The sequence below is a fragment of the Stenotrophomonas sp. PAMC25021 genome (assembly GCF_004795795.1).
GTDB classification, from domain to species: domain Bacteria; phylum Pseudomonadota; class Gammaproteobacteria; order Xanthomonadales; family Xanthomonadaceae; genus Stenotrophomonas; species Stenotrophomonas muris.
The window spans coordinates 185347-200785 of record NZ_CP039255.1 but is presented as its reverse complement, the minus strand read 5'-3'; the positions used below and the strand labels follow the sequence as shown (position 1 = coordinate 200785).

The following is a 15439-nucleotide window of genomic DNA, read 5'->3' as shown; positions in this document are numbered from 1 at the left end:
CAATGAAACTGTTTCCGCTGCACATCCTCCCGAACGACACCAAGATCGACTTCATGCGCTGGCGCCATGTCGCCATGGCAGTCACCATCGTGGTGTTCCTGGCCTCGGTCGCCATCATCGGCATCAAGGGCTTCAACTACGCACTGGACTTCACCGGCGGCACCCTGATCGAAACGCGTTTCGAGAAGGCCGTGGACGTCGAGCAGGTCCGCGCCAAGCTGGAGCAGAACGGCTTCGACGGTGCCCAGGTGCAGAGCGTCGGTGGCAATACCGACCTGCTGATCCGCCTGGCGCCGCACGGCGAGCATGCGCCGGGCACCGGTGATGCCGCTGCCGAGGACAAGGCCACCGCCGCGGCCGTGGTGAAGGTGCTGTCCAGCGCCGACAACCAGGCCACGGTGATGAGTACCGCATTCGTCGGCCCGCAGATCGGCAAGGACCTGGCGAAGAACGGCCTGTACGCCACCATCTTCATGCTGGCCGGCTTCCTGATCTACATCGCGGTGCGCTTCGAATGGAAGTTCGCGGTCACCGCCAGCATCGTGGCGATGTTCGACCTGATCGTGACGGTCGCCTACGTGTCCCTGCTGGGCCGTGAGTTCGACCTGACCGTGCTGGCCGGCCTGCTGTCGGTGATGGGCTTTGCGATCAACGACATCATCGTGGTGTTCGACCGCGTCCGCGAGAACTTCCGCAGCCTGCGCGTGGACTCGATGGAGGTGCTGAACCGTTCGATCAACCAGACGCTGTCGCGTACGGTGATCACCGCGGTGATGTTCTTCCTGTCGGCGCTTGCCCTGTACCTGTACGGCGGTGCGTCGATGGAAGGCCTGGCCGAGACGCACATGATCGGTGCGGTGATCGTGGTGCTGTCCTCGATCCTGGTCGCGGTGCCGATGCTGACGATCGGCTTCCTGCGCGTCAGCAAGCAGGACCTGCTGCCGAAGGCGAAGGACGTCGAGGCCCTGGCCCGTCGCCCGTAAGCATCTGCTGCATGCGGCACACAGAGAACCCCGCGCAAGCGGGGTTTTTTGTGTGCAGGGCTTGCAGCCCTGCACCCACGGTAGTGCCGGCCGCTGGCCGGCAACAGCAACAGCAACAGAGTGCATTCCGTGGTTGGGCGGGACGGTGTCGGAGTGCGGGGACGCCGCAAGTACGTCCGTGTAGGCTTGGCAGCCGCATCCATGCGGCTGACACCCCGCACTCCGACACCGCCCCGCCTCTGACAGATTCCTGCGGCTGTTGGTAGGTGTCGACCTTGGTCGACACATCTGTCAGATATCGATAATCAGACTGGAATCAGATCTACCGTGTCGACCAAGGTCGACACCCACCAGAGAAGAATGCTGTCCCGACAGGTCGCGGAAATCTGTCGAAGGCGGGGTGGGTCCGGTTGCGGGGGCGTGAGCCGCATGGATGCGGCGACCGAGCTTACATGGACGTACTTGCAGCGCCCCCCGCAACCGGATCCACCCCGCCAACCCACAGGAACCCCGCTTTTGATGCTGCTGTTGAGGTTGCCGGCCAGCGGCCGGCACTACCGCGTGTGCAGGATGCAACCCTGCAAAACAAACCTCACCCTACGCCAGCGTCGGTTGTGCAATCGTCCCCCGCGCACTACGATCCTGCGGTTCGCGCGCGCAGGCGCGCGCCCGTATTCCTGCTGAGCGCCCCGTGCGCCGCATCTGCCAACCCGAGGTATCCATGGTCATCAAACCGCGCGTCCGCGGCTTCATCTGCGTCACCACCCACCCGACCGGCTGCGAGGCCGCGGTCAAGCAGCAGATCGACTACATCCGCTCGCGCCCACCGATCCAGAACGGTCCCAAGCGGGTGCTGGTGATCGGTGCCTCGACCGGCTACGGCCTGGCCGCGCGCATCACCGCTGCCTTTGGCAGTGGCGCCGCCACCCTCGGCATCTTCTTCGAACGGCCGGGCAGCGAGACCAAGCCGGGCACGGCGGGCTGGTACAACTCGGCTGCGTTCCACAAGTACGCCGACGAAGCCGGCCTGTATGCCAAGAGCATCAACGGCGATGCCTTCTCCGATGAAGTGAAGGCGAAGACCATCGAAATGATCAAGGCCGATCTCGGCCAGGTCGACCAGGTTGTCTACAGCCTGGCGGCGCCGCGCCGCAAGCATCCGAAGACCGGCGAGATCATCAGCTCCTCGCTGAAGCCGATCGGCGAGCCGATCACCCTGCGTGGCCTGGATACCGACAAGGAAGTGCTGACCGAGACCCACCTGCAGCCGGCTACCCCGGAAGAGATCGCCGGTACCGTCGCGGTGATGGGCGGTGAAGACTGGCAGATGTGGATCGACGCGCTTGCCGATGCCGGCGTGCTGGCCAACGGCTGCACCACCACCGCCTTCACCTACGTGGGCGAAGAGATCACCCAGGCGATCTACTGGAATGGCTCGATCGGTGCGGCCAAGAAGGACCTGGACACCAAGGTGCTGGGCCTGCGCGAGAAGCTGGCCAAGATCGGTGGCGATGCACGCGTATCGGTGCTGAAGGCGGTGGTGACCCAGGCCAGCTCGGCCATTCCGACCATGCCGCTGTACCTGTCGCTGCTGTTCAAGGTGATGAAGGAAAAGGGCACCCACGAAGGCTGCATCGAACAGCTGGACGTGCTGTACGACATCCTCTACGGCGGCAAGGCCGACGGCGTGGCGATCGATCGCCTGCGCCACGACCTGGTCGATGGCGATGGCCGCACCGTTGCGCTGATCGATGAGGAAGGCCGCCTGCGCGCCGATTACAAGGAAATGGCCGCAGATGTGCAGGGCAGGGTGGTCGCGCTGTGGCCGCAGGTGACCAACGAGAACCTGTACGAGATCAGCGATCTGGCCGGCTACAAGGCCGACTTCCTGCGCCTGTTCGGCTTCGGCGTGGAGGGCGTGGACTACGAGGCCGACGTCAATCCGGACGTGAAGATCGAAAATCTGGTCGACATGACCTGATCAACGAAAAGGCCGGCGAACGCCGGCCTTCTCGTTTGTGTAGAGCCGAGCCATGCTCGGCTGCTCTTCGCTTGAGTCCCGCAGCCGAGCGTGGCTCGGCTCTACAGAGAGGCGTCACCCGAACTCGAAGCCCATCTCCGGCAGCGCCGGGCCGACGAAGTCGCCCTGCACGTAATCCACGCCGGCACTGAACAGCAGCGTCATCGAGTTGGCATCGCTGACGAACTCGGCAATGGTGCGGATACCCGCTTCCTGTGCACGCGCGGTGATCTGGCTGATGCGGTCGATGTTCTCGCGCGTGGCGGCCAGGTCGCTGGTGAAGCCCCGGTCCAGCTTGAGGAACTGCGGCTGGAAGTGGGCCAGCAGCTGGAATGAATCCAGCCCCGAACCGAACTGCTCCAGGCCGATGCGGCAGCCCAGCGGCGCCACTTCGGCTAGGAACTGCTGCGCACTGCGCAGGTGGGTGAAAACCTTCGCTTCCGGCGCATGCAGCCACAGCCGTTCGCCGGGCACGCCCTGTGCCTGCAGTTCGCGGCGCAGCGTGGCGATCATCTGCGGGTCGTCGAACGATTCCGGCGTCACCTTCACCAGCACCTGGGTGGCGTTGCCCTCGCGTGCCCGCTGGCCGAGCACCGCGATGGCCTGCGAGACCACCCAGCGGTTGATGTCGGCCAACAGGCCGTGTTCCTCGGCGATGCCCAGGAACGCGGTCGGGCTCAGCAGCTCGCCATTGTTCTCCAGGCGCAGGTAGGCCTCGTACAGCTCCAGTGGCTCGCCCTGCAGGTTCAGCACCGGCTGGTAGTGCAGCTGGAAGCCGTCGCCGGCCAGCGCCTCGCGGATGCGCGCAACCCAGCGCTGTACGCGTTCTTCCTCGACACGGTCGGCGGCAGCCGGGTCGAAGATGCGGCAGGTGTTGCCCAGTTCGGCGGCGGCCTGGGTGCAGTCGCTGGCGCGCGCCAGCACCTGGCCGATGCTGGCGATCTTCTCGCCCACCTGCACGCCACCGATGCTGACCGTCACCGTGGCCGAGCGTGCGCCGATGCTGAAGACATGTGCGGCATAGGCTTCGCGGATGCGCTCGGCCAGCGCCACGGTCTGCGCGTAGGGCCCGGCCTGCAGCACGGCGAAATTGTGTTCGCCGAAGCGGGCCAGTTGCGCGTCCTCGCCGACCACCTCGGCCAGCAGGGCGGCGAGAGCGCCGATCAGGATGTCGGCCGACGCCAGGCCGATATCCGGCAGCAGGCGCGCGTAGTGGTCAGGCTCGATCAGCAGCAGGCCGAACTGACCCTCGCTGCGCCCGGCCTGGGCCACCGCGCTTTCCAGCTGCAGCATGAAGGTCGGGCGATTGAGCAGGCCGGTGACCTGGTCGCGCTGGCGCAGGTCCTCGACCTCGCGTGCCAGCTCGGGGTCGAACTCCATGCGGCGGCGGAGCACCACCTGCAGGCAGGACTCGCCCTCGTAGGTGGCCGCGGCAAATTCCATCGTCGCCGGGAAGGAACTGCCGTCCTCGTGGCGCGCGTCGAGCTGGTACTGCGGCGGCGGCGCCTCGCCACGGCTGAGGCCTTTGAGCAGCTGTTTGAAGCCCTCCACGTGCTGGGCGGCGACCATGTCCAGCAGCGAAATGCCTTCGATGTCCTCGAAATGATCGTAGCCGAACATCTCCAGATAGGCGTCGTTGGCGCGGATGTGCATGCCTTCATGCACATAGGCGATGGGGTCGCGCGAGGAGGCGATCAGCGCGTCGCAGCGGCGCTCGGTCTCGCGCATCTGCGCCTCGATCCGGCGCAGGCCGCGACGCGCCTGCAGGTCGACCCACTGGTCACGGACCACGGCGAGCAGATGCTCGGGGCGCTGGCGCAGGGCGAGGGCGCGGATGCCATGGCTGCTGGCCTGCACCAGTTCGTCCTCGTCGATGCGCTCGGCCAGCAGCACCAGCGGGATGTCCTTGCCGCTGGCGGCGATGTGCTGGGCCGCCAGCTGCAGCGGGATGCCCTGCGAAGGCGAGGCCAGCACCAGGTCGATGGCCTGGCTGGCCAGCACCTGGGCCAGCTCGGCCGCATCCTGCGGACGCCACGGGCGTACCGCGATGCCGCTGTTGCGCAGGGTGCTGACGATGGCTTCGGCATTCTCGCCGCTGTCATCGACGATCAGCAGGCGGATGGTGATGTCGTTCGCGTTCTGCATGCACTGCTCCCCAATCTGCGAATCTAGATACACGATGCGCGGCGAACCGTCCATGCGCGCACCCCTGGCGCGCGTCGAACGGCGAAGTGGTTCACACCACGCCGCCCGCTGCGTGGCCGCTGGCCCAGGCCCATTGGAAGTTGTAGCCGCCCAGCCAGCCGGTCACGTCCAGCACCTCGCCAACGAAGTGCAGGCCGGGCACGCGCTTGGATTCCATCGTCGAGGATGACACTTCGGCGGTGTCCACGCCGCCCAGGGTGACCTCGGCGGTGCGGTAGCCTTCGGTGCCGCTGGCCACCAGCGGGAATGCGCCCAGCAGCTGCGCGGCCTGGCGCAGCACCGGCTCGTCCAGCTGGCGCACGGGCCGGTCGGGCAGCCAGTGCTCGCACAGGCGTTGCGCCAGCCGCTTCGGCAGTACCTCGCCCAGCACCGTGCGCAGCTCGGCGGCCGGGCGGTCGCGCTTCATCTGGCGCAACCACTCGCCGGCATCCTGGCCCGGCAACAGGTCCAGCTCCAGCGCATCGCCGGGCTGCCAGAACGACGAAATCTGCAGGATGGCCGGGCCGCTTACGCCACGGTGGGTCAGCAGCATGAAGTTCTGGAAACTCTTTCCGTTGCAGCGCGCCTCGATCGGCAGTGCGACGCCGCTGAGGTCGGCCAGCCGCTCCTGGTGCTTGCCGCTGAGGGTCAGCGGCACCAGCCCGGCGCGGGTCGGCAGTACCTGGTGGCCGAACTGGCGGGCCACCTCATAGCCAAAGCCGCTGGCCCCCATGCTGGGAATCGACAGGCCACCGGTGGCAACCACCAGCGAGGCGCAATGGAACAGGCCCTGGGTGGTGTGCACGCGGAAACCATCGCTGCCGTGCTCGATGCGCTGCACGCTGCACTCGGTACGGATCTGTACGCCGGCCGCCTGGCACTCGTCCACCAGCATCTTCACGATCTGCTTGGACGAGATATCGCAGAACAGCTGCCCCAGTTCCTTTTCGTGATAGGCGATGCCGTGCTTGTGCACCAGCTCGATGAAATGCCAGGGCGTGTAGCGGGCCAGCGCCGACTTGCAGAAGTGCGGGTTGGCCGACAGGAAGTTGGCCGGGGTGGTGCCGGTGTTGGTGAAGTTGCAGCGGCCACCGCCGGACATCAGGATCTTCTTGCCGACCTTGTTGGCATGGTCGATCACCTGCACCTGGCGGCCGCGCTGGCCGGCAGTGATCGCGGTCATCAGCCCGGCTGCGCCGGCACCGATGACCACCACATCGCAACGGATGGTGCTCATGCCTTGGCGCGCTTGCGCCAGTCCGGGATCACGTCGAGCTGGATCTGGTCGTTGAGCAGCTGCACTTCGCCGTCCTGGATCAGCACGCTCCAACGCATGGCACGCTGGATCTGCTGGCCCCAGCGCTCGACGAATTCGCCGTCCAGATCAACCACCGAAAGATTGTCGAAGCGCGCCAGACCCTTGCCTTGCTTGCCCCACCAGATCTCCGAGGCGTTGCCGCCGTAGTTGACCACCTGCACCTGGCGGCTGCGATTGCTGGCCTTGCGGATGCGCGATTCGTCCGGATGGCCCAGGTCGATCCACTGCAGGATGTCGCCGGTGTAGTCGTGTTCCCACAGATCGGGCTCGTCATCGGTACTCAGGCCGCGGCCGAACTCCAGGCGATCGCCGGCGTTCAGCGCGAAGGCGAGCAGGCGCACCATCAGGCGCTCGTCGGTCTCGGACGGATGCTGGGCCAGGGTCAGGTTGTGGGTCGCGTAGTAGCCGCGATCCATGTCGCTGATCTGCAGTTCGGCCTTGCGGATGGTGGCGGTAAGAGCCATGGGGGATCCGTGGACTAAAGAGGACAATGATAGAGGTTTGCTCCGGGGGTGTCCGTGGCCGGACTGTCTGCGCACCGTCAACGGTGGCACTCTTGCGCTCTTTCCCGTGGCCGGAGTGGACGCCATGAGCTTGCCCAGCCGGTTGCAGCTGCCGCCCGGCCCCTGGGCCACCCTGCTGGATGGCCTGTGTGCACGTTTTCCGCGCATCGCGCGCGCGCAATGGCAGGATCGCTTCGCGCGCGGCCGCGTGCTGGACGCACAGGGCAGGGCGCTCACTGCGGACATGCCCTGGCAGGTCGGGCTGGACATCCAGTACTTCCGCGAGGTGGCCGACGAACCGGTGATCCCCTTCACCGAAACCATCGTCCATCTGGATGCGCACCTGCTGGTGGCCGACAAGCCGCATTTCCTGCCGGTGACACCGGCGGGCGGGCATGTACGCGAGACGCTGCTGGCGCGGCTGGTCGCCCGCACCGGCAATGCCGATCTGGTGCCGCTGCACCGGCTGGATCGGCTGACGGCCGGGTTGGTGCTGTTCTCGACCCAGCGTGCGTCGCGCGATGCTTACCAGCGCCTGTTCCGTGAGCGGCGCATCGAAAAGACCTATGAGGCCTTGGCACCGGCGCTGCCGGGGCGGGAGTTTCCGCTGCAGCGGTACAGCCGCCTGGTGCCGGGCGAGCCGTTCTTCCGCATGGCCGAAGTGCCCGGCGAGGCCAATGCGCGCAGCCGGATCGAGCTGATCGAGGCCGAAGGGCCGATCTGGCGCTACCGGCTGCTGCCGGAAACCGGCCGCAAGCATCAGCTGCGCGTGCACATGGCCATGCTGGGGGCGCCGATCATGGGTGACGACCTGTACCCGCAGCTTCGGCAACGGGCACCGGACGTAGCCGAGGCGCCGCTGCAGCTGCTGGCGCGGGCCCTGGCTTTCGATGACCCGTTGAGTGGTGCACGACGGATGTTCAGCAGCGGCCGCAGCCTGAGCCTTCCGGCTTAGGGCGGCCAGGCGCTCAGCGGGCCGGGCGTCGCGCCAGCCAGCGGTCCAGCTCGGCGGCGAACAGCTGCCGGTCGCGGGGGGCCAGGGGCGGCGGTCCGCCGGTCTGGACCCCGGCGCCGCGCAGTTCCTCCATGAAATTGCGCATCGACAGTCGCTCGGCCATGTTGTTCGGTGTGTACAACTGGCCGCGCGGGTTCAGCGCGACGGCCTGCTTCTCCAGCACCAGCGCGGCCAGCGGGATGTCCTGGGTGACCACCAGGTCCCCCGCGGCGACCCGCTCGACGATGGCGCTGTCGGCCACGTCCAGCCCCTGCGGCACCTGGATCGAGCGCAGCCAGCGCGAGGGCGGGGTGCGGATCCACTGGTTGGCGACCAGGGTCAGTTCGATCCCGACCCGTTCAGCCGCACGGAACAGGATGTCGCGGATGACGGTGGGACAGGCGTCAGCATCCACCCAGATGCGGGGAGAGGCGTGTTCAGCGGGGGTTTCAGCTTCAGTCATTTACCCAGTGTAGGGTAGGAAAAACCTGAATGGGGACTCGGAGTTAGCCGCGAGAGGCTGCCAACCCTTGTCACGCCTAGCGGGTGACGTATTCCCATGAACGTCGGGGCTATCGCTTTTTGCAGAAAACACGCGTATCGTGCGACCCACTGTGTTTGCTAGGGTCACCGTGAATCGTGGCCTGGTGCAGTTGATCTCACGATCCGCTCATCGATCCGCTTTACCAACGCCTGCAACTCAGTCTCGGCCCCGATACCCGGTGGCTGCGATTTTTTTCAACATGTGTTTCAGGAGTTAGTAAAAATGTCTGAACGTCAGACCGGTACCGTCAAGTGGTTCAACGACGCCAAGGGCTTCGGCTTCATCACCCCGGAAAGCGGCCCGGACCTGTTCGTGCACTTCCGCGCGATCCAGGGCACCGGCTTCAAGACCCTGCAGGAAGGCCAGAAGGTTACCTTCATCGCCGTCCAGGGTCAGAAGGGCATGCAGGCTGACCAGGTGCAGGCGGTCTAATCCGTCTGCTACCGTTGGGTAGCCAGAACGCCGGAAGCGAAAGCTTCCGGCGTTTTTTATTGCCCGCCGTTTTTTTGTAGAGTCGAGCCATGCTGGACTGCGCCCAAAGACAGTCGAGCATGGCTCGACTCTACAAAGGACATGCAGCCGGCGCGGTACGATGCGCGTCTCCCCAAGGGATCACCCCCATGCGCATCGTCCACCACCTGGAAAACTCCCGTTCTCTGCGCGTGCTGTGGATGCTGGAGGAGCTGGGGTTGGACTACGAACTGCGCCGCTATCCGCGCGATCCGAAGACGCTGCTGGCGCCGCCGGAACTGCGCAGCGTGCATCCGCTCGGCAAGTCTCCGGTACTGCAGGATGGTGAGCTGGTACTGGCCGAGTCCGGCGCGATCCTCGACTACCTCGCTGACCGTTACGACACGCAACGCCAGCTGTCGCCGTCACCAATGCCGGCAGACGGGGCCGAACGCATCGCTTACCGCTACTGGCTGCACTACGCCGAAGGCTCGGCGATGCCACCGTTGCTGCTGACCCTGGTGATGGGCCGCATACGCAACGCGCCGATGCCGTTCTTCGCGCGCCCGATCGCACGCAGCATTGCCGACAAGGCCGAGCGCGGCTTCATCGGCCCGCAGCGGCGCCTGCACTTGGACTGGATGGAGCGCCGTCTGGCCGAAAGCCCGTGGTTTGCCGGCGAGCGTTTCAGTGCGGCCGACATCCAGATGAGCTTCCCGATCCAGGCCGCTGCCGCGCGCGGTGGTGGCCTGGACGACAAACCGGCACTGCGTGGCTTCCTCAAGCGTATCGGTGAACGCCCGGCCTACCAGCGTGCCGAGGCCCACGGCGGCCACCTGCAGGCGCTCGGCGGCAATTGAGGAGGGCGGCCGTCGCCCTCATCTCCAGCACCATGGATACCGACACTCCCCGTTTCGACAACCGCCTGCTGCACACCCTGCCGGGCGACCCCGAATCCGGCCCGCGCAGGCGCGAAGTGCTGGGCGCCGCCTGGTCGCCCGTGATGCCGACCCCGGTGACGGCGCCCACGCTGTTGGCCTGGGCGCCGGACGTCGCCGAAATGCTTGGCTTCGATACCGCTGAAGTCGAAAGCGAAGGTTTCGCGCAGGTATTCGGCGGCAATGCGCTGTACGCCGGCATGCAACCGTGGGCAGCCAACTACGGTGGCCATCAGTTTGGCCACTGGGCCGGCCAGCTCGGCGACGGGCGTGCGATTTCGCTGGGTGAGCTGGTTGCGCCGGATGGCCAGCACTGGGAGCTGCAGTTGAAGGGGGCCGGCCCAACGCCGTACTCGAGGGGGGCCGATGGACGGGCAGTGCTGCGCTCATCGATCCGCGAATTCCTGTGCAGCGAGGCGATGCATCACCTTGGCGTGCCGACTACGCGCGCGTTGTCACTGGTCGGCACCGGTGAGGACGTGGTGCGCGACATGTTCTATGACGGCCATCCGCGTGCCGAGCCAGGCGCCATCGTATGCCGGGTCTCGCCGTCGTTCCTGCGCTTCGGTTCGTTCGAACTGCCGGCCTCGCGCGGTGAAACCGCCCTGCTGCAGCAGCTGGTGGATGCCTGCATCGCCCGCGACTTCCCCGAACTGCAGGGGCAGGGCGAGGCGCTGTACGGCGACTGGTTCGCGCAGATCGCGGTGCGCACCGCCGAGATGATCGCGCACTGGATGCGTGTCGGCTTCGTGCACGGCGTGATGAACACCGACAACCTGTCCGTGCTCGGTGTGACGCTGGATTACGGCCCCTATGGCTGGGTCGAGGACTTCGATCCGGACTGGACGCCGAACACCACCGACGCCCAGGGGCGCCGCTACCGCTTCGGCACCCAGCCGCAGGTGGCGTACTGGAACCTGAGCCGATTGGCGCAGGCGCTGTCGCCGCTGTTCGCCGATGTCGAACCGCTGCAGGCAGGCCTGGCGGCTTACCAGTCCACGTTCGTGGCCTGCACGCGTCGCGATGCTGCAGCGAAGCTGGGGCTGGCTGCTGCCGACGATGATGACCTGCAGCTCTACCAGCGCTGGCAACAGCTGATGCAGGAGGGCGCAATGGACATGACCCTGGCTTGGCGCGCACTGATGCGCATCGACCCGGCGGCAGCAGATGCGACGGTTCTGGACGCGGTGTACTACGACGAGGCGCGGCGACAGGCAGTGCAGGCACCGCTGCAGCACTGGCTGCAGGACTACGCAGCGCGCCTGCGCCGCGATCCGCTGGCGGCCAGCGAACGCCAGGCGAAGATGGCAGCGGCCAACCCGCTGTACGTGCTGCGCAACTGGCTGGCCCAGGAAGCGATCGACCGCGCAGAGCAGGGGGATCTCGGCGGCGTCCATGCACTGCAGGACGTGCTGCGCGACCCGTACACCGAGCGTGCCGGCCTGGAACACTTCGCTGGCAAGCGCCCGGCGTGGGCCGACAATCGCGCCGGTTGCTCGATGCTGTCCTGCAGTTCCTGAGGGTGGGTTTCGGCAGGGCTGCGCCCTGCAGCTGCGGAGGCCAGATCAACAGCCAGAGCAAAAGCGGATTCCGTGGTTTGGCGGGGCGGTGTCGGAGTGCGGGGACGCTGCAAGGTGCGGGGACGCTGCAAGTACGTCCCTGTAAGCTTGGCAGCCGCATCCATGCGGCTGACACCCCGCACTCCGACACCGCCCCACCTCCGACAGATTCCCGCGGCTGTGGGTAGGTGTCGACCTTGGTCGACACATCTGTCAGATATCGAATGAAATTCCGGGGTCAGATCCGTTTTCCTTCGTAAAACGGATCTGACCCCATGAGCAATTCCGACAGATCGCAGGAAACTGTCGAAGGCGGGGTGGGTCCGGTTGCGGGGAGGTGAACGCCATGGATGGCGCGACCGAGCCTACGCGGACGTATCTACGGCGTCCCCCGCAACCGGGCCCGCCCCGCCATCCCCCGGGATGCAGGCAGTTGCAGTTGCAGTTGCTGTTGAGGTTGCCGGCCAGCGGCCGGCACTACCGCAGGTGCCGGGCGCAGCCCGGCCGGACACCACCAGCAGGCAGGCGACGCCCGGAACAGGTACCCTATGCCGCCATCAGATAGCCAATGTGACATGACCGACGCCATCGTCGCTCCGCAGTGGGCCTCCCGCCTGCGCGACATCGCCGACTTCCCCAAGCCCGGCATCCTGTTCAAGGACATCATGCCGCTGCTCGCCCATGGCGAGGATTTCCGCGGCGCGATCACCGCGATGGCCGACCGTTGGCGCGACCAGAAGCTGGACGCAGTGGTCGGCATCGAATCGCGTGGGTTCATCCTCGGTGCCGCGATGGCGCTGGAGCTGGGCGTCGGCTTCGTGCCGGTGCGCAAGCCGGGCAAGCTGCCGGGCCAGGTCCTGCGCGAGGAATACACGCTGGAATACCGCAGCGACTGCATCGAAGTGCATGCCGATGCGCTGCCGGCCGGCGCCCGCGTGGTGATCATCGACGACGTGCTGGCCACCGGCGGCACGCTGGTCGCTGCGCTGTCGCTGGTGCGCCGCCTGGGCGTTGAAGTGGTCGGCGCCGGTGTACTGGTCGAACTGGACGGCCTCGGAGGTCGCGCCCGCTGGGAATCGGACCTGCCGCTGCACACCGAACTGGTGTTCTGATCGGGGGGCAGGTGCCAACCAAGGTTGGCATCTACCAGAGCGAATGGCCGGGAGCCGGTCGTTGCCAACCTTGGTTGGCAGCACTTTTCGCGACGGGTGCCATGGACGGGCCAACCAAGGTTGGCCGCTACCAGGCCAGATCGTTACCAACCGTAGTTGGCAACGCTGCTTCAATCACATCATCCGCACGCGGAAACGACGGCCCTTGATCTTGCCGGCTTCCAGCTTGGCCACGGCCTTGTTGGCCTGCTCACGCGCGATCGCCACATAGGAGCGGGTCGGGAAGATCGCGATCTTGCCGATGAACTTGCTCGACAGGCCGGCATCACCGGTCAGCGCACCGAGGATGTCGCCCGGGCGCAGCTTGTCGGTCTTGCCACCGTCGATGCGCAGCGTGCGCATCGCGGCCTGCGGCAGTTCGGCCGGGCGCGAGGTTGCCAGCGGCGTCTTCTGCCAGTCCAGCGGCTGCCCCATCTGCGCTTCGATGGCGTCGGCGCGGGTCTTCTCGCGGCCGGCCACCAGGCTGATCGCCAGGCCGCTGGCACCGGCGCGCCCGGTACGGCCCACGCGGTGCTGGTAGCTCTCCACGTCGGTCGGCAGTTCGTAGTTGATCACCGCCGCCAGCTCTTCCACGTCCAGGCCGCGCGCGGCGACGTCGCTGGCGACCAGCACGTTGCAGCTGCGGTTGGCCAGCAGCAACAGCACTTCCTCGCGGTCGCGCTGCTCCATGTCGCCGTGCAGGGCCAGTGCGGAGAAGCCGAACTGCTGCAGCGAGTTGGCCACTTCGTCCACGTCCTTGCGGGTGTTGCAGAACACGACCGCCGATTCCGGCGTGTACTTCAGCAGCAGGCCGGCCAGCGCCTTCTGGCGATGCGCCGGTTCCACCTCGCAGAACAGGTGGCGGATGGCCGGTGCCTGGTCGGCGCCTTCCACGGTCACTTCCACCGCGTCGCGCAGCAGGTCACGCGCCATGGCGCGGATGCTGTCGGGGAAGGTGGCGGAGAACAGCAGGCTCTGGCGGTCCCTATGGGTGCGGCCGGCGATCTCGCGGATCGGCTCCTCGAAGCCCATGTCGAGCATGCGGTCGGCCTCGTCCAGCACCAGCGTGCGCACCGCGCCCAGGTTCAGCGCGCGCTTGCGTGCCAGCTCCTGCACGCGGCCGGGCGTGCCGACCACCACATGCGGATCGTGGCCTTCAAGCGAGGCCAGCTGCGGGCCCAGCGGCACGCCGCCCACCAGCAGCAACAGCTTCAGGTTGGGGATGCCGGTGGCCAGCTTGCGGATCTGCTTGCCGACCTGGTCGGCCAGTTCGCGGGTCGGGCACAGCACCAGCGCCTGCACGCGGATCAGGCTGGGGTCGATGGCCTGCAGCAGGCCCAGGCCGAAGGCGGCGGTCTTGCCGCTGCCGGTGGGTGCCTGTGCGATCACATCACGGCCATCGAGGATGGCCGGCAGGCTCTGCGCCTGCACGGGGGTGAGGGTGGTGTAGCCGAGGGCATCCAGGCCGGGCTGCAGGGCCGGGCTCAGCGGCAGGGTCGAGAAGTCAGTCATGGCGCATTGTACCTGCCTGCGCGGCCGGTCCCGCCTGATCGGATGGGGTCGAATCCCTTTCCGCAGGAAAGGGCTCCGACCCCATCGGAGTCGTCATCCACGCAGGGCGTGAATACACCCGGGGGGCATCCACGCATGGCGTGGATCTACGGGTGGATGCCGACCTGGGTCGGCACGCTCCTGCTCAGCCAAGCACCGCCAGTACACCCTGATGGATCGCCAGGCCACCGAACAGCAGCCAGGCGAACAGGATCAGCGCCAGCAGCAGCGGCTTCAGCCCGGCCTGGCGCAGCGCCGAGACGTGGGTGGTCAGGCCCAGCGCGGCCATCGCCATCGCCAGCAGCACGGTATCCAGCTGCACCAGCCCCGCCTGCAGGCCCGCCGGCAGCAGATGCAGCGAGTTGAACCCGGCCACCGCCACGAAACCAAAAGCGAACCACGGCACCACGATGCGCGCCTTGCTGCCGTCGGCGCTGGCCTTGCCGCCACGCGCCAGCCACAGCGACAGCGCGACCAGGAACGGCGCCAGCAGCATCACCCGCACCATCTTGGTGATCACCGCCGTGTCGGCCGCTGCTTCGTTGACCGCGCGGCCTGCCGCCACCACCTGTGCCACTTCATGCACCGTCGCACCGGTGAACAGGCCGTACTGCCGCGCGTCCATTGCCAGCCAGCCGTGCGACTGCACCAGTGCATACAACGCCGGGTAAAGGAACATCGCCAGCGTGCCGAACACCACCACCGTAGAGACCGCGACGGTGACCTGCGCAGCGCGGCCGCGCACCACCGGCTCGGCGGCCATCACCGCCGCCGCGCCGCAGATCGCGCTGCCGGCGCCGATCAGCATCGCCGCTTCGCGCTCCATCTTGAACACGCGCATGCCCAGCCAGCAGGCCAGCCCGAAGGTGCTGGCGACCACCAGCACGTCCATCAGCACGCCGGCCACGCCGACGTGGCCGATGTCCTGGAAGGTCAGGCGCAGGCCGTACAGCACGATGCCGACGCGCAACAGCCAGTGCTTGGAGAAGCCGACACCGGCCGCGCTGCTCGGCGCCAGCCGCGGGTAAAGGGTGTTGCCGACCACGATGCCGGCGACGATGGCCACGGTCAGCGCGCTCAGGCCATGCGCCTGGAGCCAGGGAAGCTGGGCCAGGTACAGCGACGCCGCCGCGATCAGGCCCACCAGCAGCAGGCCGGGCAGGCGAGGCTGCCAGCGTTGGCGCAGGGCGGGCAGGGACCAGGAGGAGAGAGCGGTGGCGTTCATGGCGCGACAGGACTGGAGT

At 67.0% G+C, this 15439-nt stretch carries 13 protein-coding genes; 7 read left to right on the top strand and 6 right to left on the bottom strand.

The genetic code is table 11. From position 1 onward, the window contains the following. Positions 1-2: 2 nt before the first annotated feature. Entirely contained in the window at positions 3-983 is a 981-nt protein-coding gene (gene secF / locus E5790_RS00920; RefSeq protein WP_014646828.1) for a protein translocase subunit SecF, read from the top strand. 721 nt (positions 984-1704) lie between these two features. Then, on the top strand, positions 1705-2964 hold the full coding sequence (gene fabV, locus E5790_RS00915) for an enoyl-ACP reductase FabV (RefSeq protein ID WP_111205978.1): 1260 nt from the start codon (positions 1705-1707) through the stop codon (positions 2962-2964). Between the two features lie 114 nt (positions 2965-3078). Here fabV and E5790_RS00910 read toward each other — a convergent pair whose 3' ends face one another. The 3 genes from E5790_RS00910 to E5790_RS00900 form a co-directional block, all read right to left on the bottom strand. After that, entirely contained in the window at positions 3079-5148 is a 2070-nt protein-coding gene (locus E5790_RS00910) for an EAL domain-containing protein (protein WP_111205985.1), read from the bottom strand. A gap of 91 nt (positions 5149-5239) precedes the next feature. Next, on the bottom strand, positions 5240-6424 hold the full coding sequence (locus E5790_RS00905; RefSeq protein ID WP_032960467.1) for an NAD(P)/FAD-dependent oxidoreductase: 1185 nt from the start codon (positions 6422-6424) through the stop codon (positions 5240-5242). Then, positions 6421-6969 carry a YaeQ family protein gene (locus E5790_RS00900; RefSeq protein WP_049441891.1) on the bottom strand — a complete coding sequence of 183 codons (549 nt, stop codon included), beginning with the start codon at positions 6967-6969 and terminating at the stop codon, positions 6421-6423. The genes E5790_RS00905 and E5790_RS00900 overlap by 4 nt, the downstream gene beginning before the upstream one ends. A gap of 124 nt (positions 6970-7093) precedes the next feature. Between E5790_RS00900 and E5790_RS00895 the strand changes: the two genes are divergently transcribed. After that, on the top strand, positions 7094-7963 hold the full coding sequence (locus E5790_RS00895) for a pseudouridine synthase (protein ID WP_014646833.1): 870 nt from the start codon (positions 7094-7096) through the stop codon (positions 7961-7963). 13 nt (positions 7964-7976) lie between these two features. Here the strand turns inward: E5790_RS00895 and E5790_RS00890 are convergent, their stop codons facing one another. Further along, a complete protein-coding gene (locus tag E5790_RS00890) occupies positions 7977-8465 on the bottom strand; it encodes a YaiI/YqxD family protein (protein ID WP_111205979.1) in 489 nt (162 codons plus the stop codon). Positions 8466-8768: 303 nt separating this feature from the next. Here E5790_RS00890 and E5790_RS00885 point away from each other — a divergent pair, with 303 nt between their 5' ends. From E5790_RS00885 to E5790_RS00865, 4 genes are all read left to right on the top strand, one after another. Continuing rightward, positions 8769-8978, top strand: a complete 210-nt coding sequence (locus E5790_RS00885; protein WP_005416210.1) for a cold-shock protein — start codon at positions 8769-8771, stop codon at positions 8976-8978. A gap of 188 nt (positions 8979-9166) precedes the next feature. Further along, on the top strand, positions 9167-9856 hold the full coding sequence (locus tag E5790_RS00880; RefSeq protein ID WP_111205980.1) for a glutathione S-transferase: 690 nt from the start codon (positions 9167-9169) through the stop codon (positions 9854-9856). A gap of 32 nt (positions 9857-9888) precedes the next feature. Continuing rightward, positions 9889-11454 (top strand): YdiU family protein, encoded by a 1566-nt coding sequence (locus E5790_RS00875; RefSeq protein ID WP_111205981.1) that lies wholly within the window; start codon positions 9889-9891, stop codon positions 11452-11454. 614 nt (positions 11455-12068) lie between these two features. Next, the gene (locus E5790_RS00865; RefSeq protein ID WP_049405272.1) at positions 12069-12605 is read left to right on the top strand and encodes an adenine phosphoribosyltransferase; all 537 of its coding nucleotides are present in this window, start codon (positions 12069-12071) and stop codon (positions 12603-12605) included. 174 nt (positions 12606-12779) lie between these two features. Here E5790_RS00865 and dbpA read toward each other — a convergent pair whose 3' ends face one another. Together dbpA and E5790_RS00855 are read right to left on the bottom strand one after the other, a co-directional pair. Next, complete coding sequence (gene dbpA, locus E5790_RS00860; RefSeq protein ID WP_014646838.1) at positions 12780-14156, bottom strand: ATP-dependent RNA helicase DbpA; 1377 nt, start codon at positions 14154-14156, stop codon at positions 12780-12782. Between the two features lie 184 nt (positions 14157-14340). Next, positions 14341-15420, bottom strand: coding sequence for a YeiH family protein (locus E5790_RS00855; RefSeq protein ID WP_111205983.1), 1080 nt, complete (start codon positions 15418-15420; stop codon positions 14341-14343). Between the last annotated feature and the right edge of the window lie 19 nt (positions 15421-15439).

Bases quoted from the DNA above. Each gene is read 5' to 3' on its own strand.
- secF (WP_014646828.1), top strand. From the start codon at position 3: ATGAAACTGTTTCCGCTGCACATCCTCCCGAACGACACCAAGATCGAC.
- fabV (WP_111205978.1), top strand. From the start codon at position 1,705: ATGGTCATCAAACCGCGCGTCCGCGGCTTCATCTGCGTCACCACCCAC.
- E5790_RS00910 (WP_111205985.1), bottom strand. From the start codon at position 5,148: ATGCAGAACGCGAACGACATCACCATCCGCCTGCTGATCGTCGATGAC.
- E5790_RS00905 (WP_032960467.1), bottom strand. From the start codon at position 6,424: ATGAGCACCATCCGTTGCGATGTGGTGGTCATCGGTGCCGGCGCAGCC.
- E5790_RS00900 (WP_049441891.1), bottom strand. From the start codon at position 6,969: ATGGCTCTTACCGCCACCATCCGCAAGGCCGAACTGCAGATCAGCGAC.
- E5790_RS00895 (WP_014646833.1), top strand. From the start codon at position 7,094: ATGAGCTTGCCCAGCCGGTTGCAGCTGCCGCCCGGCCCCTGGGCCACC.
- E5790_RS00890 (WP_111205979.1), bottom strand. From the start codon at position 8,465: ATGACTGAAGCTGAAACCCCCGCTGAACACGCCTCTCCCCGCATCTGG.
- E5790_RS00885 (WP_005416210.1), top strand. From the start codon at position 8,769: ATGTCTGAACGTCAGACCGGTACCGTCAAGTGGTTCAACGACGCCAAG.
- E5790_RS00880 (WP_111205980.1), top strand. From the start codon at position 9,167: ATGCGCATCGTCCACCACCTGGAAAACTCCCGTTCTCTGCGCGTGCTG.
- E5790_RS00875 (WP_111205981.1), top strand. From the start codon at position 9,889: ATGGATACCGACACTCCCCGTTTCGACAACCGCCTGCTGCACACCCTG.
- E5790_RS00865 (WP_049405272.1), top strand. From the start codon at position 12,069: ATGACCGACGCCATCGTCGCTCCGCAGTGGGCCTCCCGCCTGCGCGAC.
- dbpA (WP_014646838.1), bottom strand. From the start codon at position 14,156: ATGACTGACTTCTCGACCCTGCCGCTGAGCCCGGCCCTGCAGCCCGGC.
- E5790_RS00855 (WP_111205983.1), bottom strand. From the start codon at position 15,420: ATGAACGCCACCGCTCTCTCCTCCTGGTCCCTGCCCGCCCTGCGCCAA.